The following is a 25003-nucleotide window of genomic DNA, read 5'->3' on the forward strand; positions in this document are numbered from 1 at the left end:
ACGCTACAAACCTTTTGCTGAGTGAAGACAAACATATATAGAAAAGCTTGACATATACATGCTCGGAGGCAACCGGAAACAGTACACCTCAAGCTGATCTAATGAAAATTATAGAATTTCAAATACTCCAGCAGCCCCCATGCCGCCACCAATGCACATAGTTACTACACCATATTTCTTGCCTTGACGCTTTAATTCATGAATAAGTTTTAGTGTTAAAATAGCACCCGTTGCACCAAGTGGATGTCCTAATGCGATAGCTCCACCATTCACATTGACCTTATCTTGGTCAATGCCTAAATGACGAACAACCTGTAAGGATTGGGATGCAAATGCCTCATTGATTTCCCATAGATCAATAGCATCTACTGATAAACCTGCAATTTCTAATGCTTTTGGTACCGCCACAATTGGACCAATTCCCATTACTTCAGGTGGTACACCACCTACTGCAAAGCCTAGGAATTTTGCCATTGGTGTTAAACCTTGCTTGACAGCCTCTTCGCGATCCATCACCAATACAGCTGCTGCACCATCGGAAGTTTGAGAAGCGTTCCCTGCCGTCACACTCCCTTTCACATGGAAAGCTGGACGAAGCTTCGCTAAGCCTTCAACCGATGTACCAGGACGTACACCTTCATCCATACTGAAAGTGAATTTTTTAACCTGTGGCTTATTGTTTTCGTCAACATAATGTTGTTCCACTTCTATTGGTACAATCTCATCATTAAATTTACCTTCTTTGATCGCCTTTTCAGCAAGTTCATGTGAACGAACAGCAAATGCATCTTGATCTTCTCGACTTACATTGTACTGTCGAGCTACTTCCTCAGCTGTATGCCCCATTCCCATATAATATTGTGGAGCTGTTTCTGCTAAAGTTGGATTTAAGCGGGGTGTGTTCCCCACCATTGGCACCATACTCATTGACTCGACACCACCGGCAAGAATAGCCTTTGAGTGCCCTAGCATAATTCGTTCAGCTGCATAGGCAATCGCCTGTAGACCTGAAGAACAAAATCTATTAATGGTTAGAGCCGGAGTTGTATCTGGCAATCCGGCAAGTGCACCGATACTACGAGCTACATTCATCCCTTGTTCTGCTTCTGGCATAGCACAGCCTAAAATTAAATCATCTATCGGTCCCTCATAGCCTGCTCTTTTTAATGTTTCTTTGACAACGGCAGCACCAAAGTCATCTGGTCTTACTGTTGCTAAAGAACCTTTTTTTGCTTTTCCAATTGGAGTTCGTGCTCCTGCTACAATAACGGCTTCACGCATCGTATAATCCCCCTTTGTTTCATGTGCAAGTTTTGTCTATTTCGTCCGTCCATTAGTTACGAAGTGGTTTCCCTTTTAGCAGCATATGTTGCATTCTTTGCTGTGAAAGTGGATCTGCAACGAGGCTAAGGAATGCCTCACGCTCTAAGTTTAATAGATACTGTTCATCGACTAATGTGCCATATGGAACCTTACCACCCGCAATAACATATGCTAGCTTTTTAGCAATTTTCAAATCATGCTTACTGATAAAGCCAGACTCATACATACCTTGCGCACCCATGAGTAATGTACCGTAGCCTGATGCACCCACCACAGGAACTTTTGTTGGTACAGGTGGTTGATAGCCTGCTTCGTAAAGTGCTAAAGCCGCTTGCTTCGCATCATATAATTGATGATCTTGGTTAACTGAAATCCCATCTACGAAGTTTAAGAAGTTATTTTCGCGTGCTTCCTCACCAGATGTTGAAACCTTCGCCATCGCAACTGTTTCAAATACTTTATTTGCAATATGTTGATAGTCTATTTCAACACCATTTGGTAGACCCTTTAGGAATTTTTGATAAAGGGCTTTATTACCTCCGCCGCCCGGAATTAACCCAACGCCTACTTCCACTAAGCCCATATATGTTTCCATCGTTGCCTGAATATGTGCAGCAGGTAAGCAAACCTCTGCGCCGCCACCTAATGTCATGGCAAACGGTGCCGCCACAACTGGCTTACGTGAATATTTAATTTTTTGCATCGCATCTTGGAATGCCTTAATGACAAAATCTAGTTCAAAGATATTATCATCCTGTGCTTCTACTAAAATCATTCCTAGATTTGCTCCAACACAGAAGTTTTTCCCCTGGTTTCCTATAACTAAGCCCTTATAATTAGCTTCTACCTCGTCAATTGCAAAATTTATCATTTGAATAATATCTAAACCAATAGCATTCGACTGAGAATGGAATTCTAATAATGCAACTCCATCACCTAAGTCTATTAAACTAGCACCTGTATTGGATTTAATTACGCCATGTTTTTTCTTATATCGTTTTAAATCAATTTCCTTTTCATTAACAGGCACTTTGACATACTCCGAACCATTATAGTAAGCCAAGTCACCATCTATATCTGAATAGAAAGTTTCAAACCCATTTGCTAACATCTCTTTTACAAAGGCAGGTACTTCTCGACCTTCTGCCTCCATTTTTGCTACAGCTTCTTTCACGCCAATAGCATCCCAAATTTCAAATGGTCCTTGTTGCCAGCCGAAGCCCCATTTCATCGCATTATCAATAGCTACAATATCATCTGCAATTTCACCGTATAACTGAGCAGAATAAATTAATGTAGGAGCAAATATTCCCCATAATAATTCACCTGTACGATCTTTTGCATATGTTAAAGCCTTCACTTTATTAGCCAATCCACGAGTTTGTTTCGCCATTTCAATGGAAGGTGTTTTTAATTTTTTCGCTGGACTATAGGCCAAAGTCGTTGGGTCAATTTCATGAATCTCTTTTCCTTGCTTTATGAAGAAACCTTGGCCTGATTTGGCACCGAGCCAACCGTTCGTGACCATTTTTTGCAAAAATTCTGGGACAGCAAATACCTGTTGTTCCTCACCTGTTGTTTGATCGTAGACATTTTTAGCTACATGAATAAATGTATCTAATCCAACAACATCGAGCGTACGAAACGTTGCCGATTTGGGACGACCAATTAGCGGACCTGTCACGGAATCTACTTCTCCAACTGAGTAACCGCCTTTTAGCATTTCCTGTAACGTGATGAGTAACCCATAAGTGCCGATGCGGTTAGCAATAAAGTTAGGTGTATCCTTTGCAAGCACAACGCCCTTACCAAGCACATCTTCACCAAATATTTTCATGAAGCTTACTACTTCAGGTGCAGTTGTATCAGCTGGAATCACCTCTAATAGTTTTAAATAGCGAGGCGGATTGAAAAAGTGTGTGCCTAGAAAATGCTTTTTAAAATCATCTGAACGTCCTTCTGCCATCGCATTAATACTAATCCCAGATGTGTTTGAGCTAATAATTGTTCCAGGTGTACGAACAGCATCGATTTTTTCATACAGACTTTGTTTAATAGGTAAGTTTTCTACAACAACTTCAATAATCCAATCTACATCTTTTAGTTTCCCTAAATCATCTTCAAAATTGCCGACCGTTAGTAGTGATAAATTTTTCTTAGAAGTAAGTGGTGCTGGCTTTTGCTTTAATAACTTTTGCAAAGCTCCGTTTACAAGACGATTTCTTACAGCTGGGTGCTCTAAGGAAAGACCTTTTGCCTCTTCCTCATGCGTTAGTTCCTTCGGTGCAATATCTAATAGTAATGTTGGTATACCGATATTAGCTAAATGCGCTGCAATTCCAGAGCCCATCACCCCAGAACCTAGAACGGCAGCTTTTTTAATGTTATAAGTCACAAGCAATTCCCCCTTATTCTTCCATTGAATGAATAGCCATTCATTTTTTAGTCAAAAAAATATCAAGTGTACCTTAGTGGATTTTTGTCCCTCTGCTGAATGAATATTTACTAAATTCAACAAGCACAACTAAGGTTTACCTCCATTTCAAAACATTGCTAATGAATGAAGATAAAACTACTTTTCTGTTTTTAGTGTAGATTATTTTGTCTAATTTAGCAATCTTTTTTCAAGAATTATTTTTGCAATACACATCTTTTTTTGTCGTTTACGAGCTAAAAGAAGACAATAAGTAGCGATGACTACAGCCAAACAGAAAACTTTCAGGTTACGCGAAAAATGTGTAGAATGGTAAGCAAGGAGAGTGAATACTTAATGAAAACAATTACTACTGCAGAACAATTTAATGAATTAATCAATGGCAACCAAAAAGTACTAGTGAAATTTTACGCTGGCTGGTGCCCAGACTGTACTCGTATGAACATGTTCATCGATCCAATCATTGAAGAGTATAACCAATTTGATTGGTATGAGCTAAACCGTGACGAGCTTCCAGAAATTGCAGACAAATATGATGTAATGGGCATCCCAAGTTTATTAATTTTCCAAAACGGTGAAAAGCTTGCTCACTTACACAGTGCCAATGCAAAAACACCTCAACAAGTAACTGAATTTTTATCTGCTCAACAATAACAATAATGAGAGCTGCATTTCTTCATGAAATGCAGCTCTTTTTGAAAGGAGATACCATTATGCGCCAACAATTGGGGCTACTCGGAAAATCACAATACGATGCTTCGATTGCAGCTAACTATCGTAATTCTGCTTGTGGCCCTACTACCATACACGTTATGTTAAATTATTTGAATGGAACTGCTCCTTCGATTAATGAGCTTTATAAACAGCTTGGTAGTACAAAAATTGGTTTGTTCAAATGGCGTTTGATTCGCAATTTACGCCGATTATATCCATCATGGGATGTTCGTACTTGTTCATTAAAAGAAGCTTTACAGGAAATTGATGCAGGGCGTCCTGTTGCTATGCGCTTTGATCGTTATTTTAGTTTTCGTTGGCGAGATCAAACCTCTACTTTCGCCTATCATTGGGTACCGCTAATTGGCTATGACATTAGAAATGATCAGCTAAACTTAATTTTTCATGATAACGGTACAGCAAATCGTGATAGCATCATTCGTCAGGCACTCTATCAACACAACGAAAAAGTATTGTCCTTTGTAAAAATGGCCCCTCACTAGAGCAAATATCGAATCGCCTACTATTTGCTCTCTATTCTTCTCCTTACCATAAAAAAGCAGAGCATATGACTATACTCTGCGATGATTGATTAAATAAGCGAATACAAAGAACGGGCATGCTTGGCAATAAGCGTGTAGCCACTCTCTTCGATCTCTTTAAATATGTGCGGCTCATAGTTTGGTAATATGAGACTTGTAAGGTCTGCTTCAATAGGCACATCGGTTTGAATCGTTGCGAGCTCATGCGATAATTTCAGCATATCTATATGGTCTTGGATTTTAGTTCGTTGACCAGGCTTTAATTCACCGAGCGACGCTAGTACACTATCAATCGAGCCATATGTTTGAATTAATGTGAGTGCTTGCTTAGGACCAATACCTTTAACGCCTGGATAACCATCACTTGTATCTCCCATAAAAGCCTTTACTTGTGCAAACTGCGCGGGCTCAATACTATACTCCTCTTTAAAACGTCCATGTGTATAAATATCATATTCTGTGTAGCCCTTTTTCATAAAGGCAATCTCTGTAGAGGGTCTCAAAAGTTGAAGTAAATCTTTATCTCCACTAATCACAGTAATTTCAGCCTCGTCCTGCCATTTGGTAATCATAGAGCCAATTAAATCATCAGCCTCCATGCCCTTCACACCAAAATTCTGCCAGCCCATTTGTAGGGATAAATTTTTTGCCATATCAAATTGAGGCAACATTTCCTCCGGTGGCGCTGGGCGATTTGCTTTATAGCCATCAAATAAATCATTGCGGAATGTATGCGCCCCCATATCCCAGCAAACTGCCATATGTGTTGGCTTCATTAAAGATTGCGCAGTTAGTACATGTCGTACAAAGCCTTGTGCTCCATTCGTTGGTGTCCCATCCGCCAAGCGAATAAAGTGACCCATGGCAGCCGAAGCGAAAAATGAACGGAATAACAATGCCATACCGTCAACAATCAGTAGCTTTGGTTTTGTTGTCATTATAAATTTCCTCTCCATAACCGTACAAGTTTGTATAAATTTTTGATACCTATTGAATAGTATAACAAACTTTCAACAATGAGCATTGTCAATACACGGCAATATGCTTACTTATAACGTCACTTTTCCTTTTTTTGAGATGCGATTGCGATGATCTAGCTGAATACCTGTTAGCCATTGTAAAAATGCCGTTACACCAATTTTAACGGTTTCTGGACGCAGCGTTCCTTCCTTAGGATCTGCATAAACAAAATCAATATGGCGAACCCCTTCATTTTCACCTATAAGTTTGAGGATATCAAATAATTCATAGGCTGTTAGACCACCTGGTGTGGCAGCGGGGACATCTCGTGCAAACATAATATCAAGTGCATCTAGATCCACTGAAACATAAATTCGATCAACCTCATACATAAGCTGACGTAACATTTCACGTATTGTGAGCTGAATACCATCACGTCGCATTTGCTTTAATGTAATCATATGAATGCCCTGTTCTCTTGCATAATGAATCATTTCCGGGGAATTGAAAAAACCATGCAATCCGACATTATAGATATGTCTCCCTTCCACAATCCCTGAGGCAATCAATTGATGGATCGGAGAATCTTGAGCCAGCCCAATTTCCTCTTGGTTTCTTGCATCTAAGTGTGTGTCAATTTGAATGATGCCAATACGGTCCTGCGGAAAGGCATTTTTTATTCCTTTTAATGAACATGCGGTAATGGCATGGTCTCCCCCAATCAAGCAAGTAAAGCTTTTTTGAAAAGCTATACTTAAATTTTCTGCCGCCGCCTCGATCGCAGATTCAGAAAGCATTCTATCTTGTTCATGAATCGCCACATCGCCAATATCAACGACTGATAGTGCACGTAAATTTATTTGCTCATCTAAGTTATATGATTGGAAGCTAGGCCATACTTTACGAAACGCAGTTGGATATTGCGCTTTTGCAGATGCTTCTCCTGCATACGATAACAGAGCTCCATACACAACTATATCCACATCATTTGGGTTTGGGTTTGTTTGCTGCTTAATCCATTGATGCATGGCCGATCCATTCTCTTGCTTCCATTGGCATTCCGGTTCTATAAACATATACATCTACCACCTTTATATCTTTTCTATTCAAGTTAAATTAACCTATATTTTTTCACATGCCCCTCAAATGTCCTACCCAATCTTCTCTCTATCTAATAGTACCATTCGTACATTCATCTTCGTCATTGTTTTTCTCTTTTCCTCTTTTCTTTTAAATTTTCTATGGAAAACACAAAAAAGCAAACTAGAAATCAGTTTGCTTCAAATTTCACTATGAGTTGGCGATGCTACTTTTGTTGTTTGAAGTGATTTTCACAAAGTTCAGCTACCTCATACATGGAATAGCTTTGAAAATTGTATTGACTACGTAATTCTTGAAAATAACGTAAGAGGTCCTCTAGCATGGCTAAATTTTTAGCTGTATTCTTCCCAAAATTATGAGGATGCCACCATAAATGATAAAAAGCCTGAGCCTTTGCAGCCTCGAGCATACTTTCCTTTATGCGTTTTACCTTTGAGCCCTCGAATACGTGAAATGGACGAAAATAGGGTCTTAAAAAGGCACTTGAACGAATATTAATCAGTTGCTCGCCCCGCATTTCCTCCAACGTTGCCATATGATGGCCAGTAAGATTGATATAGCTATCAAGCCATTTTTTCGCTCCCAAAAGTCTACCTTTTTTCGTAAACTTTTGAGCATCATACAATGGATGATTTTCAGTTCCTCTGTAACAAACATAGCCCGCTTCTACACATGCTTTAAAATAGTCCTTATTCACTTGATTTCTTGGAAAAACCATGGACTTCATTGGCGAAATATAACCCTCGCTTATGGTCTTTGTCGCGTCTAAATCTGCATAAAAGGCAGCTTCTGTTTGACCTTTTTCCAAGCAATAATAATGAGAAAAGGTATGGCTACCTATTTCCTGATGTGGTGTACGTTTAATCTCCTCTATTAAAGATTTACCAAAATGTAAGAGGTCCTCTTGTTCGTTTTCGCCTACTTTAGCTAGCTGGCTATGTGCTGCATAGCGCATATTGTCATACTTAACAGGGATACCTCGTAAATAATGAGCCATTTCAGCCTTTGATTCTGCAAACAAGAGTCCGACTGTCGCCCAAGTTGCATGAATGTCATATTGCTCAAATAACGCAAGTATGCCGGGCAAGGCTTTTCGTACACCATATAGGTTTTTATTGTATTGTCCATATCGAAATACATCATGGACGCCCCACTTCAGCTCAAAATCTAATGAAATAACGAGACCCCCACCATTCATGTTGCTACTTCCTCCATTTTTGCACGCCTAGTAGCAGTGCGCGTATTTTTGATTGGGTAATGTAGCCTGAGTAAACATTGACAACCTGTCCACCAAAGCTTAGTTTGAATGCACGTACATTCCGATTATCGGTTAATTCACCCATATCATATAAAACAAAACCTTGCTCCTTAAAATGAAGAAGATTATGCCAGATTAAAAAACGATTGGCATAGCGGTGTGGTCTCTTTAAATGTGGAGATATGGCTGATGCCGCACAAGTTGCTTCATAATAAGACATTGCTTTATTCTCATGTACAATATCCAGTCGATAGCTTAATGTTTGTCCACAAATACTTTGAATTTCAGATAATAATAATGCTCCCTGTTTGTTGAGAAGCATGATCGTATCCATTTGAGATTTACCCATACCCTCAAGCTTTTTTCTTTTAGCAAAATGATTATAAAATTGCTGAAAAGTTCGTAAGTTTTCGACAGAAGGTTCTTTATATAAAATAACTTGATAATATTCTTTATGTGCGCGTCGTAATATTTTACGGTTTCCTTCAGAAAGTGCTAAGTACAATGACAGCTCATGCCCTTGAAGATCGATATGAATCGTTTCACTTTTAACAAGCTTTCGACTTGGGACAAGAGAATTTGTATAGCCTATTACTTTCATGGATTTTCGAACATTGGCTGGCTTTTCTAGAAAATAAAAATGCTGCATCGCAATATTCCACCGCTTACTTTTAATGGACAGAATGAACATCGCCCCCACTCTCCGTATTTTTTTGTACATGTTGTCGCTCAAAACGAGCTACTTTATAATGTTTTATTCGAGTAATAGGTTTATAGCCGAGCTGTGCTAAGCGCTTCCGTTTTCGCCATTGCCAAAAGCTTGCCGTTACCCACAGTGTTTGTCCAGTTTTGATTTTTCTGAAATAGGCCGTGATAATATCGATTTGCTTGAACATATCATAGTCTAAAAAATAAGTTTGCTTCGGTAACGCTTCTACTATTTGCAGTGAATCGACACGCCAATTTGTAGCGTGTAACGCGAATGCTGGTTTATTTGTTTCCGCAAAGGAATCCTTATAAACGATGTATCCTTTATAATAGAGAGCAATGACTTCTTCCTGATCAAGCTGCATCGCTTCCTGAATAGTCATTTCCTCAAATAAGTTGCCCACAGGTTGCTGTGGTGACACATCCTCTGCTGGAGATAATTCATAGAGCTCCACTTGCTTCAAACGAATAAACCTATCTACGAATTGTTGTCCATATTCTAGCCAATCTTTAAGCTTTCCATACTTTACTAAATAGCGGAATCGTCCAAGTTTGTTACGCTTCCAATCTACAAATCGCTGATTACTTTTTACATATTCCTTAAGCCGCTCCTTTAGTAGCAATGAACCTGTCACTAGCCTCGCACGTCTCGTACCGCCACTGGCAAGCATTCGTCTAGTAAAATCGATATTCGTACGCCAATCAAATTTGTAAGGCTCATAGCCAATACTCATATCAAATAGGCGATAATTAGCCGCGAATGTTCGCTGAATAGATTCCTGATTGACTATACGTCCCGGACCAAATACATTAAATGTCGGTTCGTGAGCAAGCGCATAGGTTACATAGCGTCCACGACAATAAAGTCCATATGTGAAAGCAATCCACTGATTTTCAAAGACAAGTGCATCGACCTCTACTTGTAGCGCCTCCCCATGAAGCATTGTTAAGCGCTCAAAAAAATCTCTTTTCTTCCCTTTTGTAAAGTCACTCGTATCCAGTTTTTTTGCCCATCGTCGATCAAATAATCGAAACATTTGCCATAGCTCGTCCTGTGCAGGGACTCTTCTTGTTAATGTGCCTAGCTTCCGGAGCTTTCTTTCCCGCCGATCGACACCATGCATTTTTCGGCGTTGCTGGAAATGTTGAGGAAAGTCTACCTCGGAAAAAGCGAGATATGGAGTGACCACACGGAACATACTTATTCGTAACTGTCTTTCCACGAAATATTGTTCGATGACTTTAGTAGACTCTTTACTTTCCAATAAGCCGTGCAGTGAAAAAATGACGTGCCGATGTTTTTTAAGAAGCTCATCGAACACAAAGGTCGTTGTGTCCATTAACCATTCTTTTTTGGCAACAACCCCTGTATAATTGGCAATACTTTCACCTGCGAAGGTATACACCCTAATCCCCCATCGCCTAGTCACCGTAAAGGGGAAAAAGGCCAAAATGATTCCTTCATGTTCCACAGCGAAGAGCTCTACTCGTTCTTTACGCCCTACTATTTGCCACCAATTATAAAACCAAGCAAATTCAATAAATGGATTATCATTGTCCTCTTCCTCTAAAATGCCATCCCAAATTTCCTTGTACCACATGAGCTCATCATCTGTTCTAATACGTATTAATTGCAATTCAATCCCCTTTCTTTACGAGTTCTGAAACAGCTTGCTGATAGACCATTAATGTTTTTTGATACATCGGAGTAAACGTAAAATGCTGTAAGTAACGTCGTTCACTCGCATTACCCATTTTTTTACTTAAGGTAGCATCCATTAATAAATGGTGGAGCCTCTGCTTCAATAATTCTTTATCCTCACGCTCCACTAAAAAACCATTGTCATGATCCACCACTAACTCTTTAACACCACCAACATTTGTTGCAACTATAGGGAGACCTATACGCATCGCTTCAATAATAGAGATGGGCAAACCCTCCCAATCTGACAACAAAACAAACACATCACTTTTCTCCAAATAGCTGTGTACGTCGAATTGATCCCCCAAAAATGTTATGCGATCTGTTAAATTATGCTGTGCAACAAATTCTTCTAAAGCTGGCCGTAGAGAACCATCTCCAATCAATTGAAGCTGCCATGGAACATCTGTCAGTTCTGCTAATACCTCCAGCAATAGATCCTGTCTTTTTGGCACTTCAAAACGAGCAACCATCACTATGACTGGCTGCTCCATATAGGTCTTTTCTGTTGATGAATGACTGTCTATTGGGGCAATACCATTATGAATAGTTAGCAGTTTATGAGCTGGAGCAACCTTTTTCATGAGGGCTAGCTCCCGATCATAATCAGATACCGTTATAATTTTTGTGGTGAATCGTTGAACTGATTTTTCCATTCGATAATAAAGCACCTGTTTCTTTTGAGGAACACCTTCTGTAAAGCTCCAACTATGTGCGGTAAAAACAGTTGGGATACGCAGTAAACTTCCCACTATACGACCTATCACACCTGCCTTGGAGGAATGTGTGGCAACCACATCAGGTTGTATGCTTTTGAAGACGGTTCTTACTTGTAAAAATGCTTGGAAATCCTTTGTTAGATGAATAGCACGTTGCATAGCTGGAATAGGAATAACTGAAATTTTTTCCTCTTGTAAGCGCCAAAGGGATGGCTGATAGGAGCCTGTCACGACAGTCACTTCATGACCATCTTGCTTGAGCTGGATCGCTAAAGATTCCACATGCTTTTGCGCTCCACCGATTTTATCCATTCGTGTAATGAGCTGAACAATTTTCAGTACGGCCACTCCCCATCATTTAATAGGCACCCGTTCTTGCTACTACTACATAAAGAGTTTTCAAAACAATTTGGACATCCATCCAAAAGGAGTAATGATCCACATATTCAATGTCATATGAAATTTTTTGTCCATGGGAAATATTAGAACGGCCGTTAATCTGGGCAAGACCTGTTAAACCTGGTTTTACCTCTAGTCTCCTGGCCTGTAAATTGTTATAGGCATTTGTTATGGTTGGAACCTCCGGACGAGGCCCCACAATGCTCATTTCTCCTTTTAATACATTTAACAACTGAGGAATTTCATCAATACTTAGCTTTCGAAGGACAGCACCTACTTTGGTAATCCGTGTATCCTGCTCTACTTTAAAAAAATAGTCGTCGGGAATACCATTGGTACATATAGCTGGCATATTGACTGGAACTGCCTGTATACACATTGTGCGTAGCTTCCAAATAACAAAGCGGTGATGATCGAGGCCAGTTCGTATTTGTTTAAAAAAAATGGGGCGACCCGTTGAGATGAGTAAAATGAGGAATACAGCTAGCATTAGAGGAATTGTCATAAAAAGTAATAATAATGCCCCGATAATATCAAATATTCTTTTGCCATACTGACCATAGAATGTGAGATTCTTAGTTGTCGGAACGTGCACTTCACCATCCTTTGCATTTTTTTACTACTTAACACTATATATTCATTTTGAACATTTCTAGAACTATTTTAAGAAAAGTGCTTCTAGATGAAAAAAAGGAGTTATAACAGCGGCACTTGCTGAATAACTCCTTTTTTCTTATTATATGCACGCTCCTAAAATTTGGGCATCACATTCGATTACTACATTGCCTTTTAATGCCTTGCTAATCATACATGTTTGTTCCGCTTTTTGTGCGAAGCGAGCAATTTTCGTTTCAAGTTTTTCTGTTAAATTGTCCAATACTATTGTAGGCTTATGAACAATTTTTTCGTACGTAAAAACACCATTTACTACACTGACATACCCTTCAGACTGTAGGAATAAATCGTGTACAGCCACATCAGATCTTTCGAGAAGAGCAGCTAATGTAATTAAATAACAAGTCGCTGAAGCCCCTAATAACATTTCATCTGGATTGGTACCAATGCCTGGTCCATCCATCTCCTGAGGAATAGAAATTTGCGTTTTCAGATTGCTAGCATTGATCGTTCCCGTACCATTTCTTCCATCCGACCAAGTTAAGTCCATTGTAAATTTATGCTGAACCATTTTATATCCTCCTTTACGTACATATGACCATGAAAGAAGACGAGCCGTTATCCGTCAATAAAGATAAGCAAAACGCTAGAACGATAATAGCACATCCACTTTCGATACGGCTGTCTCTAACTCTACCACATTCTAAAGAGTATGCTCGAATAAGCGTACCGTTTTAAAATAGGAATATTTTACTTTACCAAACAAAAACTAACTATTATTTTACAAAAAACAATGTGACAAATTTTATGGTAGAATAGAATAAATAATTCTTTAGGAGATTTTAAAATGATTTTAACAAAGCAAGAAGCAATACAGGCACTTAAAAAGAACAAGTTTATCGGTTTTACTACTACAACAGGTAATATTATTATGAAAAAGATGAATAAAACCGATTATAATATTTTTGTTTTTGAAGAAGGAAAAGAGAAGCCATTACGTTATGTTGGTTCTATTATGAACGTTATGGCAACTATGAGTGATAAAGCATCGAATAAGGATTTTGTCATTGTAGAACAGCTTCCAACTCAAAACAACGTTGCCGAAACGCAAGCATCTGAAAACGAAGTGTCAGTCGAAGAGAAAGCTGTAGCATCAGAGGTAAAAGAAGTAGTCGTTGATGAGACAGAAAAAGTAGCAGTAGTCGTTGATGAAACAGAAGAAGTAGTCGTGGCCGTTGATGAAACAGAAGAGAGCCGTGCGATTGCAGGCTATGAAGATCTATATAAAATGACAGTAAGTGGTCGCATTATTACGGTACGTGAAAATCGTCCTTTAGCTCGTTGTAATGATGAATACGGCTTCCATATTGCGCGACTTACAAAGGACGGAAAAGCTTCCAGTCATAATGTCTTTGAACTGTGGAAACAAACATTCCCTGAGTTAGAGCAAACTCAATTCAAAGGTGCTTTAAAAGCAAAATACGGGACAGGTTGTAAGCTAATCGATAAACCTGGTATCCATTTTTAACCTCATTCACTAAAATGTCTAAACTACAACCCTCAGTTGAAAACACTGAGGGTTTACTGTTTATAAATGAAATTCTTTTCGCCAATTGAACAACTTCACGATGTTAATTTGAGCCACTTTATGAAATCCTGCATGCTTCAGCTTTCGTCGTCTGCGCCGCTCATACCATGGAACTAACGTACAGACGGATCGCCCTTCACGCTGCACTTCCACAACTATTGCCTCTAATAGCTGAGTGTCATATTCTCGAATAAAAGACATATTGGCAGATAGCTCATACGTATAGCCACTCTCTTCTTCGCGTGCTATTTGATCGTGCCTTCTATAGACGATTTGATCTCCATCACCAAAAAATTGATCTCCCTTATAAAAATGCGCTATATAAGCAGGCCGCTCATTCATCGTCATAATATCCTTCATTTGTAGCTCTTGAAAGGGCCTATATCCTTGATCTTGTTTTTGCTCCGCGATATAGATGTCTACTATATGAATAGCTAAGAATCGATGAAGGACTCCTTTTATTACTCGGAACCATTGTCTTATTCGAGCATGCTTTAGAAAATACAATAATTCCCCTAACCTGTCTCTCTTCCATTTCACAAGCTGGTGATTGCTTGTTAATTTCCCTTTTACCCGATCTCGTAATACCATCCATGACCGAATAAAGCGCTCCGTTTTGCCTTTCGTACTCATAATAAATTTTCGTGTAAAATCAATATCGGTATACCATTGAAACTTATAGGGCTCATAGCCACTACCAAAATCATAGTAATGGAAGCCTAAATCTCGTGCCTTAAGCATATTTTCCTTTTCTATTAAACTGCCGGGGCCAAACCTATTGAAATCAGGCTCATGGCCCATAGCCTGACAAAAATTACGATCTCTACAGCATAAATCAATAGTAAAACCAATCCAATGCCCTTCAAATTGCAAGCTATCAACCTCGACTCTAAATGCTTCATTAGAGACATTAGCCAAACGTTCATAAAACAATCGAGTCTGTGCTTCGGTAAATCTGCTTTTGTCCAATTTCTTGCGCCATCTTCGCGTAAATAGCGTAAACATTTCATGAAAATGACTGACGCCAACATCCTGAAAGTCGACGTGCCCAAGTAGTTTTAATTTCTTTTCATAACGCTTAATACTTTTAAACGTCTTACGATGCTTTTTCAAAAAATCATTAAGTGTCATCGATTGAAAATCTATAAATGATGTGACGGTTCGAAATATGGAATAAGGCATTTGGTATTCTATCGCATATTTCTCAAGCTGTTGGGAAGTATCTTTACTTTCAATTAGACCATGAAATGCGAGCAAATAACGCTTATATTTTTGCATGAACACCTTTAATATATAATGAATAGCCCGCTCCAGCCATTGCTTCTCTGCTATCACTTCCATATAAGTCGCATACCCTTGTCCTAAAAAACCAAAGTGATGAATTTTACCAAACCCCACAGAATGAACTAACGGAAAAAATGCCACTGCTTTACCTTGATGTTCGACTATAACTATTTCTACGTTGTCGTGTATACCAAGCGTTGCCCACCATGTTGTCACCCATTCGTATTCAATAAAAGGGTTATTATTTTTTTCTCGTTCGAGTATACCTGACCAAGTCCTTCGATAGGGCTCTAACGTTTCCATTGAAGTGATTATTTTATAATCTAGCAACGCACTGAATCGCTCCCTTTTCCGTTATCATCATCCCTTATTTAGTAGCCACTATATTCCTAGCAAGAAAGTATTAGAACAGGAATAGTCCATCAACGTGAAACCCTCCCCATTCAATTGAATAGGAAGGGTTTTGGTTTCGTCCACACTATACCTTTAAAAGTGGCTCCTCTATTTTGTTTACGGCATGGGCCATATGAGTCGTTGCTACATAGCTAAGTGTCATGCCAGGTCCAATCGTTGCGCCTGGTCCAGGATAGGTTTCTCCCATAATAGACGCCGAGCAATTACCTGATGCATACAAACCTTCTATTGGTTGGCCATCCTTTTTCACAACACGAGCAAGTTCATCCACTACTAATCCACCCTTTGTACCAATATCTCCCGGATAAAGACGCACAGCATAAAATGGAGCTTTCTTGAACTCTGCTAAATTAGGGTTCGGTAATGTCGGGTCTCCGTAGTAATTATCGTAAGCACTATCGCCCCGATAAAAGTCATCATCATGACCATTCTGTGCAAAGGTGTTAAAACGATCTACCGTTTCTACTAAGCTTTCTACTGGCACATCCATTTGCCTCGCAAGATCGTCAATCGTTTCGGCACTTTTCACGATCCCATGGTCATACCAGCTTTTTGGAAATGCTTGTCCTGGAAACAGTCCTGTAAAAATATAACGACTTTTAGCAGCAGCATCAATAAGAATCCAGGAAGGTACAGCCTGTTTCGTCTCCTCCTGATGCTTGTACATTGTATCTACAAACTCATGATAGGGTGCTGCTTCATTGACAAAACGTTGCCCTGCACTATCTATTACCATCATATTTGGAACGCCCCGATCAGCCACAAGGAAGAATGGTTGTCCTTGTGGATCAATAACAGATGGTGCTCCCCATACCTTATCCATTAAATCGAGAGTAGCTCCAATTTTCACACTAGGTGCTATGATATCGCCTGTTTGCCCCATAGGCGAAGAAGTCCACGCAGCATTAGTAGGAGCAGGCAAATATTTTTCACGCAGTGCCTGATTATGTGAAAAGCCACCTGATGACAAAACAACGCCTCGCTTTGCCTCTATCCGCTGCTCTTGTCCATTACGTTCAACTATCACCCCAACAACTCTTCCATTATTCATGATGAAATCTTTAAAGGCCGTTGATAACCAAAGCTCTCCATTTGCTTCAGCAAGTGATAATCGTAGACGTGCCACTAATGCTTCACCTAGCGCTACGGGCTCGCTCTTGGTCACCTTGGATTTCACTAAACGCATTCCTAATTTCAACGCAGTCGTTTTCCCTTTGAATGTTCGCGTCATCATATTGACCTTATGAAACTCGTAACTATTCATCGTAAAGCCTTTGGTGGATAAAGTTGCTCGACGCATATGATCGGCCAGTGAGCCCATTTTTGTTAAATCGAAAATAAGAGGTTCAATGGAGCGTCCCTGCGACAAACCGCCCAATTTTTCAGGATAATAATCGGAATAGCCCTTGGCATATCGGAAGCGCATATGATTCGTTTTATTGTATAAAAATCGCAACATTTCTGGCCCTCTTGTAATATAAGCTTCCTTTAACGCTTCAGGCACACGATCACCTATTGTGGAATCTAAATATTGGCGTGCGAGTTCATGTGAATCTGGGACACCTTCACCTTTAATAACATGATTATTGGGAATCCATAAGGCGCCACCAGAAATTGCAGAAGCACCCCCGTAACGATCTGTTTTTTCAATCACTACTGATTTTAATCCTTGTAATTTTGCTGTTAAACCTGCTGTCAATCCCGCTGCTCCAGAGCCTACTACAATTACATCAAAACTTGCATCCCACTTCATTCAACCATTCCTCCCCTATGAGCTAAATCGATGAATATAATCTTTCTATTAAAAAGTATAGAATTAAACTAATTTTCAGTCAATTTAATATGTTCGCCATTTTCCTACATAAAGCTGGCATTCCATGTCAAGAAAGTTTGCTACAAGCATATTCAACTTTACATAGCATATATTTGGAAAAACGACTTTAAGTTTATGATGAGGCGGGGGATTTTACAGGTGAGTGCAATGATACTTGGTGGATTTCTATTTTTCAGTGTGAGCATAGGTGGCGCAATTGCCTGGATTTTCTCTAAGCTATTTCAACATACAACTCAAGGGCTGTCATTATTATGCGGAGGTTTTTTAGTAGGCTTACTCGTTCTAGATATTATTCCTTCTTCATTTCAAATCTATCAATCATTCGGAATTATACTTGGGATTTTTATTGGCTATTTCATTTTCCAACTATTAGATACTTTATTTCATGCTTCTCATGCGCAAAATCCCTCTGTCTCTCTACTAACCCTTGCCATGATTATTCATACTATACCGATTAGTCTTACTGTCGGTAATTTACTTGGCAATGCAGCACTAAGTATTTCTCTCACAGCCTCCATTATTCTTCACCATGTTCCTGAAGGTTTTGCTCTATCAACCGCACTCATTGCTCAAGGCGAAAGACTATGGAGACTTTTTATTTATTTCTTTATCTTTTCTATTTTCTTCAGTATTTTTATTTGGTTTGGGCAATATTGGGCCTTACCCGAAAAGGCACAGGGTATCTTAATGGGCATTTCTATAGGTTTGATTGCCACAGCCAGCATTTCTGAATTCATTTTACATCAACTTAAGTATGTCTCGTTCAAAGCTTTTTTTATGTATCTCATTTTAGGCTATATGCTAAGCTATATTTTCCATACACTAGTTGAATAAGCTACGAGTTGTAAGAGAAAAAAGACAAAGAACAAGCAATCCACCAGCATAAAGTGGATTGCTTGTTCTTTTTATTCCTCGTCACTTAATTTCATTAAAGTAAGTGTAAGAATTTTTGAAACCTCTGCACGAGTAAGATTTCCTTTCGGATTAAACTTACCATTCGTACCATTTAAAATGCCTAATTGCTGCAATAAGCCAATAGCCTCTACTGTTTCCTTGCGCATTTGATTTTTATCTGTAAATGTATTGTTGCTGCTTACTTGAGAAAGATCCACTTCCATGGCTTGTAAATATCTTGCTGTCACATATGCCATTTCCTCACGTGTAACAGGTTTTTTTGGCTCGAATTGACTACCATCGTAAATATCAATTAAGCCATACTCTTCTAAAATGGCTACTTCCTTCGCACCCCAAAAACCATTAAGGTCCGTATATGTAGCTGGTCCTTCATAATCTTCATTTACATTTAAGCCCGATGCTCTGAAAATAATTGCTGCCAATTCTCCACGAGTCACTTGCCCATTTGGATTAAATGTTGTGGCAGATGAGCCATTAATAATATCTGCTTGATAGAGTAATTGAATATAACTCTCCGCCCAATGTCCAATTGCATCCTTGAAGTACCCACCTGGCTTTAACTCCACATCTGCACGAGCAAATACTAGCAACATTTCATTTAAATCTGCCGCACTAATTACTTCCCATTTATTTGCTGTATAGATTTCACTCTTAAAGCCATTTCCAGTTTGCGTAATTTTAATTTGAATTGCATTACCGAATGCCTTCTTAATTTCTTCAAAGTTTTCCTTAAACTCTTTTTCTCCTTCTGGATAAAGGTTTGTACCATCTTTATAGGATTGAAGAATCGCATCTAGTGAAATTTTCACGGTTATATTTGTTTTCGTTGTAACGATTGTGACCTCATTATTTTCAAAGCCTACTTTAGATAGCAACAATATTTTATAAATATCCTGATAGGACATCGCCTGTAATTGATCAGTAGCTGCAACAGTTTGCTTTTGATGAATACTATTTGCAACACCTACTGCTTCCTGTGCATATGCCTGTCCGCCTAGTCCTCCTGTAAAACATACAATACTTAGTGCTCCCGCTAACATAATTTTTTTCATTACTATTTCCTCCTTCGATGTATAAATTCAGTGTACTAAATCAATAGTTAGCATTTCTATAAAAAAATGTAAATTCAATAATAATTATATAAAAGACCTATTTTTGTCCTATTATATTAGAACTACTCTTTTTTTCACTTACAACAAAGACCAAAGAGGAAACAAGATAAATTTTTATGGATTTAAGTATATGATGGGTCATTTACAAAACATGACTCCCCTATATATGCTACTAATGTAATAAATATGAATAATTAGGTATAAAGCAACTGGTCCTATATGTCATCACCATCCACATACAATAGTAGCAATCAAGCTTTCAGGAGGGTGCTAAATGGTTATTACCCCTGGTATTTCAGATTTGCCTTATAGGGTTCAAGTGGATGGAACAAAGTTTTTCACCTTGATTGCAGAGGAAATAACGTGGGAGCTCGTAGATGGGATATTTATTCAGGCATGGGGCTACAATGGTTCTACGCCTGGTCCGACCATTCGCGTTTTTCCTGGGGATCCTATTTGTATTCGGGTTATTAATCGGTTACCTGAAAAAACAAGTGTACATTGGCATGGCTTAATCGTGCCGAATGCTATGGATGGTGTACCACCTATTGAACCATCACCTTTTATTGAACCAGGGCATTATTTTGATTATCACTTTACGATAAAAAATCCACCTGGGACGTATATGTATCATTCTCATGTCAATGTAGCTGTGCAAGATAATGCTGGGCTATTGGGAGGATTTATTGTTGAAGATCCGAGCAAACAGAACCTACCACAGCATAAAGATTATTTATGTTTATTACAGGAATGGGCAGTTCATCAATTGCCTTGGGGAACTCTTACAAAGGGTACGTATCCTTTAAATTTTAAGAAACCAGAATTTAATTTTTTTACAATGAATGGGAAATGCTATCCATCCACCAAATCCTTCCCCGTAAATTTCGGTGATACCGTTAAAATTCGTTTTGGCAATATTCAAATGCATCACCATCCCATCCATTTACACGGTCATCAATTTCATGTTGTTGGCGCAGATGGCTTTCCGATTGCTCGTCATACACAAATTGCCAAAAACACTATTCTTGTGGCATCTGGCGAAACGTGGGATATAGAATTTCTCGCCAATAATCCTGGTATTTGGCCTCTCCATTGTCATATGCCCCATCACGTTACCAATAATGGGGCTCCTGGTGTTGGGGGGATGTTTACAACAGTGAATTATGGTTAAGACATGGACAGCTTAGTTGCTGTTCTTTTTTATTTCTACAGTTATGTTTAGTCGATTTTGGGTACATACTTGAAAAGGAGCCGTCCCACAAACTTTATATCATTATAATAATAGAGGCTATCATTTGATTTTTTATTATCTAAAGAAGTAGTATGTAGTTGTAACGAAGGATTTTTTACATATCCACACTATTATATTAATGTAACAATTTCAAAGGAGGAATTTCGATGAATTATCAAAACATTACGGTCGCAGGTAGCGGTGTGTTAGGAAGTCAAATTGCTTATCAATCTGCTTTTAAAGGTTTTCAAGTAACCATTTACGATATTAACGACGAGGCGTTGAAAAATGCACAGGATCGTATTACAAAATTGAAACCACTTTATCAACAAGACTTAGGAGCTACACAAGAAGAAGTAGATGCTGCCTATGCTCGACTAACATTTAAAAGCGACTTAGCACAAGCTGTTGCCGATGCTGATCTTGTAATTGAAGCAATCCCTGAAGTTGTCCAAATTAAAACAGAATTTTATACGAGCCTTGGCAAAGTAGCACCTGCAAAAACAATTTTTGCTACTAACTCATCTACTTTATTACCTAGCCAATTTGCAGAAGCAACGGGCCGTCCTGAGAAGTTTTTAGCGCTACACTTTGCCAATACTATTTGGAAAAACAACACAGCTGAAATTATGAAACACCCAGGCACAGATATGAAAGTATTCGATGAGGTTGTTGCATTTGCACGTGCAATCGGCATGGTTCCACTACCATTATATAAAGAGCAACCTGGCTATATTTTAAACTCATTGCTCGTACCATTTTTAGATGCCGCTGAATCTTTATTAGTAAAAGAAGTGGCAGATCCAGAAACAATCGATAAAACATGGATGATTGGCACAGGCGCACCACTTGGTCCATTTGCCATCTTAGACATCGTAGGTATCAACACTGCTTATAATATTGTTGAAGCAAAAGCAATGGCTACTGGTGATGAAAACATGAAAAAGCTAGCCAACCTACTGAAAACAGAGTATATCGAAAAAGGTAAGCTCGGTCGTGCAACAGGTGAAGGATTCTACACATATCCAAACCCAAGCTTTGCTGAACCGGATTTCTTAAAGGGTTAATGAAGAAAGAGCAATTGTCCGAGAACAAGGATAATTGCTCTTTTTTTGGCTTATGTGAAGAAATCCCAAAAGCTAGGAGTATTGATAAATTCCTTCGTTGCAAGTTTTTCAATAATCTTTAATTTAATCTCCTGTTCTAAGTCTTCTCTTTCCTGATAGCTTGTCTGATGGAGACATTGTTTAATTTTAGGTGAAAAATTCTCGATGAATAGAAGTGACTCCTCATTATAGTTATTTTCCCTGTCCATCCGTTATCCCTCCTCTTTACGAAGCTTTTGTTGTAGTTTTTGTAATGCCTTGCGATGAAGATTCGATATATTTTGGGGTGTTGTTTGTAATGTTTCAGCAATCGCCTTTATCGAATAATCTTTCACATAAATCATTTCTAAAATTTGAAGCTGCTTATCCGTTAAGCCTTTCAAGGATTGAAATAGCTCTTCATTTTCAACAGCCTCTAGTAATCCTTCTTGAATGATTTCGTCCTTTCTCATCATCCCAGTCTCAAATAGTCCATCGTCTACAATTAATAAAAAACGGTCGTGCAATCTTCTCCTTTTTTTATCAAAATCCAAGCTATAGAAATAAATTAAATTACTGACATATTTTATTTTTTGAACATTTATATAATGTAATTGAAACGTCTCATCAACCCTTTTCATATTACAATCGGTTGGATATAAAATCGCTTTTTCAACTAAATAAAGATTTTTAGCATTAGCCAAAAAGCTTTTGATAATTGGATTTTTTATCTGTTCCATATTTCTGTAAAAAAACTCTTCGATCTTGTAGTTATCGTTTTTCATCATCATCACTCCTATCTATACGCCTTCTTGCTAAATAAAGTGACTATCATCTATCTATTATAAACCAAAATAAGAACAAATGTTCTTAAAAATCAAAATCATATTGATTTTATGTCACTTAAAATCACTTTTACATACGTAAGACACAATATTGGTGAAGGAGGAAGATGTCATGCTAACACCCGAAAATATTCAAATGTGGATAAACCTAATTGGTAATTCAGGATTCCCAATTGCCATCACCATCTATCTCTTTGTGCGATTTGAAAAGAAAATGGAAAATTTAGAAGCTGTCATCATAAGAAGGTTAAATAAAAATGAGGAATAGTAAAAAAACACGGCAACATTCTTTTAATGAATGCTGCCGTGTGATTTCGCACTACTCGTGCATACAATATATGTAAAAATAAATATTTCTGAGATGGGAGGGGATTATGATTACTCACAATACAATGGTATCAGCCGATATAGCCATGACCATTTTTTTCATGCTAGGCATTACTTATAATTACTTTTATGATTCATTCCCCATTCAAATTGAATACTTGGGCAATCTTGTATTTTGGCTGATACTCCCATTATCAATTATTATTGTTGCACTAAGCATATGGTTACTGACAAAGAAAGTAAGCATGGTTAGCTGTTTATTAGCATTTTCTTTTGCGGTCATTACTATTTTTATTTTATTGTTATATTGAAGTTCGTATAAAAGCCTTTGAAGATTTGATTACTTCAAAGGCTTTACATATAGAACCATATAATCTTCATCAAAGCATTGCTGGGCTATTTTTAAAGCTCTCTTCTCTGTCCCAAATATTTGAAAACCTAATGATGTGTATAGTCCTTTTGCCGATTCATTAGAAGATACTACGGTTAAATTAATTTGCTCTACATCTGCTAATTGTTTCCCTTGCTTGATTATTGCTTGCATTAAACGTTTACCTAAGCTAAGCCCTCGTTTTTCCGGAGACACATACACGGCAAAAATACTCGCCTTATGCTTTAGCTTCATTTTGCTTTCCTGCACCAATGTAGCAACCCCAAACAATTCATCCTGATCAAATGCTCCGAAAGTAAATGAACCTTGTGCTTCCAGTCTACTTGCAAACAACTCAAGCGCCATATCTCTTTCCTCTTCAAAACTTGAACCAAATGCCTCAGGATTTGTTTGTAATCCCTCTAATCTTAATTGACGATATGCCTCAGCATCTTGTGCTGTTAATAACCTAATTTCCATATATTTTCTCCTCCCCTTTTTACTAATCGACGAACAATGTTTGAAAACGGTAAAAACTTTCTAAACTAACAGCCGTAAAAACTGTTCAAAATGAACGCCTGCCTCACGAGGCACTTGCTCCTTGGATGTCGCCTCAATAGCAGCCGCTAAAAACGATTCTGCTAGCTTCATGGACTCCACTAAATCCTGCCCACGCATCATACCGCCCATAATAACAGATGCAAATAAATCACCCGTGCCCGAGTAGCTTTCACCATTATAGTCACGAATGCTATGGAAAGAACGGTTCGCATCGATAAACATATTCCCGACATAACGCTTGCTCTCCACTACAGGTGGATTTAAGCCAGTAATAATGACATGTGCCCCTGTGGCCTGCTGGAGCTGCTGCCCCGCCTCTTCTAGTGCCTGAATATAATCTCTTTCATGCTGATAGCTTTGCAACCTCTCAAATGACAAGCCTGTGAGCAAACAACATTCCGTCACATTAGGCGTAATAATATCTGCACACTTTACTAGCTCCTTCATCCGTTCCAGTAAGTCGCCCGTAAACATTTTATATACCTCACCGTGATCACCCATTACAGGATCAACTAGCAAGGTCGTATCCGTTGAGTGAAACACGCCTAAAAAACGGAAAATATTATCGATTTGCTCTTTACCTGTGACAAAGCCCGTGTGAATACCGTCAAAGCTAGCCCCAAGTTTGCTCCACTCATCCACAAAGTAGTCCATTTTTGAGGTTAAATCCTCACAATAAAAGCTCGAATACCCTGTTTGTGCCGTTAGAATGGCAGTTGGCAATGGCACAGCCTGCACGCCCATCACAGATAATACAGGGATGGCAGCCGTTAGCGAGCACTTCCCAAAGGATGACATATCCTGAATTACAGCCACTTTTTTCATCATACATTCCACCTAACTCATCCTGTTTATACTCACCTCATCGTATCACAATTAGAAAGATGCGAAAATATCCTCCTACTGACCTCTAACTATTTTATAAAATTGACACTTTTATAACAGTCAGTCCTTTGCTAAAG

The 25003-nt window shown here is 38.6% G+C and carries 25 protein-coding genes; 8 read left to right on the top strand and 17 right to left on the bottom strand.

All coding sequences use genetic code 11. The annotated features are described in order from the left end of the window. Positions 1–108 precede the first annotated feature (108 nt). Positions 109–1281 (bottom strand): acetyl-CoA C-acetyltransferase, encoded by a 1173-nt coding sequence (locus tag MKY80_RS18500; protein WP_008179961.1) that lies wholly within the window; start codon positions 1279–1281, stop codon positions 109–111. Positions 1282–1333: 52 nt separating this feature from the next. Then, on the bottom strand, positions 1334–3718 hold the full coding sequence (locus MKY80_RS18505; RefSeq protein ID WP_089986191.1) for a 3-hydroxyacyl-CoA dehydrogenase/enoyl-CoA hydratase family protein: 2385 nt from the start codon (positions 3716–3718) through the stop codon (positions 1334–1336). Positions 3719–4093: 375 nt separating this feature from the next. Here MKY80_RS18505 and MKY80_RS18510 point away from each other — a divergent pair, with 375 nt between their 5' ends. Continuing rightward, positions 4094–4411 carry a thioredoxin family protein gene (locus MKY80_RS18510; protein WP_008179965.1) on the top strand — a complete coding sequence of 106 codons (318 nt, stop codon included), beginning with the start codon at positions 4094–4096 and terminating at the stop codon, positions 4409–4411. Between the two features lie 59 nt (positions 4412–4470). After that, a complete protein-coding gene (locus MKY80_RS18515; RefSeq protein WP_043990671.1) occupies positions 4471–4974 on the top strand; it encodes a C39 family peptidase in 504 nt (167 codons plus the stop codon). Between the two features lie 89 nt (positions 4975–5063). Here MKY80_RS18515 and MKY80_RS18520 read toward each other — a convergent pair whose 3' ends face one another. The 8 genes from MKY80_RS18520 to MKY80_RS18555 form a co-directional block, all read right to left on the bottom strand. Then, positions 5064–5951, bottom strand: coding sequence for a 5'-3' exonuclease (locus MKY80_RS18520; protein ID WP_008179968.1), 888 nt, complete (start codon positions 5949–5951; stop codon positions 5064–5066). Positions 5952–6062: 111 nt separating this feature from the next. Continuing rightward, positions 6063–7049 carry an agmatinase family protein gene (locus tag MKY80_RS18525; protein ID WP_107922456.1) on the bottom strand — a complete coding sequence of 329 codons (987 nt, stop codon included), beginning with the start codon at positions 7047–7049 and terminating at the stop codon, positions 6063–6065. 230 nt (positions 7050–7279) lie between these two features. Continuing rightward, positions 7280–8272, bottom strand: coding sequence for a polysaccharide deacetylase family protein (locus tag MKY80_RS18530; protein WP_089986193.1), 993 nt, complete (start codon positions 8270–8272; stop codon positions 7280–7282). Between the two features lie 4 nt (positions 8273–8276). Further along, a complete protein-coding gene (locus tag MKY80_RS18535; RefSeq protein WP_237068862.1) occupies positions 8277–9023 on the bottom strand; it encodes a hypothetical protein in 747 nt (248 codons plus the stop codon). Then, positions 9004–10677 carry a GNAT family N-acetyltransferase gene (locus MKY80_RS18540; protein ID WP_342530607.1) on the bottom strand — a complete coding sequence of 558 codons (1674 nt, stop codon included), beginning with the start codon at positions 10675–10677 and terminating at the stop codon, positions 9004–9006. Before MKY80_RS18540 ends, MKY80_RS18535 begins: the two co-directional genes overlap by 20 nt. Position 10678: 1 nt before the next feature. Next, positions 10679–11809 (bottom strand): glycosyltransferase family 4 protein, encoded by a 1131-nt coding sequence (locus tag MKY80_RS18545; RefSeq protein WP_008179977.1) that lies wholly within the window; start codon positions 11807–11809, stop codon positions 10679–10681. Positions 11810–11819: 10 nt separating this feature from the next. Then, a complete protein-coding gene (locus tag MKY80_RS18550; protein WP_008179979.1) occupies positions 11820–12455 on the bottom strand; it encodes a sugar transferase in 636 nt (211 codons plus the stop codon). Positions 12456–12596: 141 nt separating this feature from the next. Continuing rightward, positions 12597–13046, bottom strand: a complete 450-nt coding sequence (locus MKY80_RS18555; protein ID WP_008179981.1) for an SACOL1771 family peroxiredoxin — start codon at positions 13044–13046, stop codon at positions 12597–12599. Positions 13047–13322: 276 nt separating this feature from the next. Between MKY80_RS18555 and MKY80_RS18560 the strand changes: the two genes are divergently transcribed. Continuing rightward, positions 13323–14003, top strand: coding sequence for a 3-ketosteroid-delta-1-dehydrogenase (locus tag MKY80_RS18560; protein ID WP_089986196.1), 681 nt, complete (start codon positions 13323–13325; stop codon positions 14001–14003). 60 nt (positions 14004–14063) lie between these two features. Here the strand turns inward: MKY80_RS18560 and MKY80_RS18565 are convergent, their stop codons facing one another. Next, on the bottom strand, positions 14064–15677 hold the full coding sequence (locus MKY80_RS18565) for a GNAT family N-acetyltransferase (protein WP_342530611.1): 1614 nt from the start codon (positions 15675–15677) through the stop codon (positions 14064–14066). 148 nt (positions 15678–15825) lie between these two features. Further along, the gene (locus tag MKY80_RS18570; protein ID WP_107922452.1) at positions 15826–17514 is read right to left on the bottom strand and encodes an FAD-dependent oxidoreductase; all 1689 of its coding nucleotides are present in this window, start codon (positions 17512–17514) and stop codon (positions 15826–15828) included. 228 nt (positions 17515–17742) lie between these two features. On the opposite strand from MKY80_RS18570, the gene MKY80_RS18575 reads away from it, so the two are divergent. Further along, complete coding sequence (locus MKY80_RS18575) at positions 17743–18429, top strand: zinc transporter family protein (RefSeq protein WP_233301568.1); 687 nt, start codon at positions 17743–17745, stop codon at positions 18427–18429. 71 nt (positions 18430–18500) lie between these two features. Here the strand turns inward: MKY80_RS18575 and MKY80_RS18580 are convergent, their stop codons facing one another. Beyond that, positions 18501–19562, bottom strand: coding sequence for an S-layer homology domain-containing protein (locus MKY80_RS18580; protein WP_089986199.1), 1062 nt, complete (start codon positions 19560–19562; stop codon positions 18501–18503). Between the two features lie 334 nt (positions 19563–19896). Between MKY80_RS18580 and MKY80_RS18585 the strand changes: the two genes are divergently transcribed. Next, the gene (locus MKY80_RS18585) at positions 19897–20793 is read left to right on the top strand and encodes a copper oxidase (protein ID WP_107922451.1); all 897 of its coding nucleotides are present in this window, start codon (positions 19897–19899) and stop codon (positions 20791–20793) included. 227 nt (positions 20794–21020) lie between these two features. Then, on the top strand, positions 21021–21920 hold the full coding sequence (locus MKY80_RS18590) for a 3-hydroxyacyl-CoA dehydrogenase (protein ID WP_089986201.1): 900 nt from the start codon (positions 21021–21023) through the stop codon (positions 21918–21920). A gap of 50 nt (positions 21921–21970) precedes the next feature. On the opposite strand, the gene MKY80_RS18595 is transcribed toward MKY80_RS18590, so the two are convergent. Then, positions 21971–22168, bottom strand: a complete 198-nt coding sequence (locus MKY80_RS18595; RefSeq protein WP_008179990.1) for a hypothetical protein — start codon at positions 22166–22168, stop codon at positions 21971–21973. Positions 22169–22171: 3 nt separating this feature from the next. Further along, positions 22172–22678 carry a sigma-70 family RNA polymerase sigma factor gene (locus MKY80_RS18600; RefSeq protein WP_052301748.1) on the bottom strand — a complete coding sequence of 169 codons (507 nt, stop codon included), beginning with the start codon at positions 22676–22678 and terminating at the stop codon, positions 22172–22174. A gap of 217 nt (positions 22679–22895) precedes the next feature. Here MKY80_RS18600 and MKY80_RS18605 point away from each other — a divergent pair, with 217 nt between their 5' ends. Beyond that, positions 22896–23051, top strand: a complete 156-nt coding sequence (locus tag MKY80_RS18605) for a YvrJ family protein (RefSeq protein ID WP_081936992.1) — start codon at positions 22896–22898, stop codon at positions 23049–23051. 106 nt (positions 23052–23157) lie between these two features. Beyond that, the gene (locus MKY80_RS18610) at positions 23158–23421 is read left to right on the top strand and encodes a hypothetical protein (protein ID WP_237068861.1); all 264 of its coding nucleotides are present in this window, start codon (positions 23158–23160) and stop codon (positions 23419–23421) included. A gap of 29 nt (positions 23422–23450) precedes the next feature. Here MKY80_RS18610 and MKY80_RS18615 read toward each other — a convergent pair whose 3' ends face one another. Both MKY80_RS18615 and MKY80_RS18620 read right to left on the bottom strand, forming a co-directional pair. Next, entirely contained in the window at positions 23451–23960 is a 510-nt protein-coding gene (locus tag MKY80_RS18615) for a GNAT family N-acetyltransferase (protein WP_008179994.1), read from the bottom strand. Positions 23961–24020: 60 nt separating this feature from the next. Continuing rightward, the gene (locus tag MKY80_RS18620) at positions 24021–24869 is read right to left on the bottom strand and encodes a pyridoxamine kinase (RefSeq protein ID WP_170844120.1); all 849 of its coding nucleotides are present in this window, start codon (positions 24867–24869) and stop codon (positions 24021–24023) included. Between the last annotated feature and the right edge of the window lie 134 nt (positions 24870–25003).

This window comes from Lysinibacillus sp. FSL R5-0849, assembly GCF_038595075.1.
In the GTDB taxonomy this organism is placed as follows: Bacteria; Bacillota; Bacilli; order Bacillales_A; family Planococcaceae; genus Lysinibacillus; species Lysinibacillus fusiformis.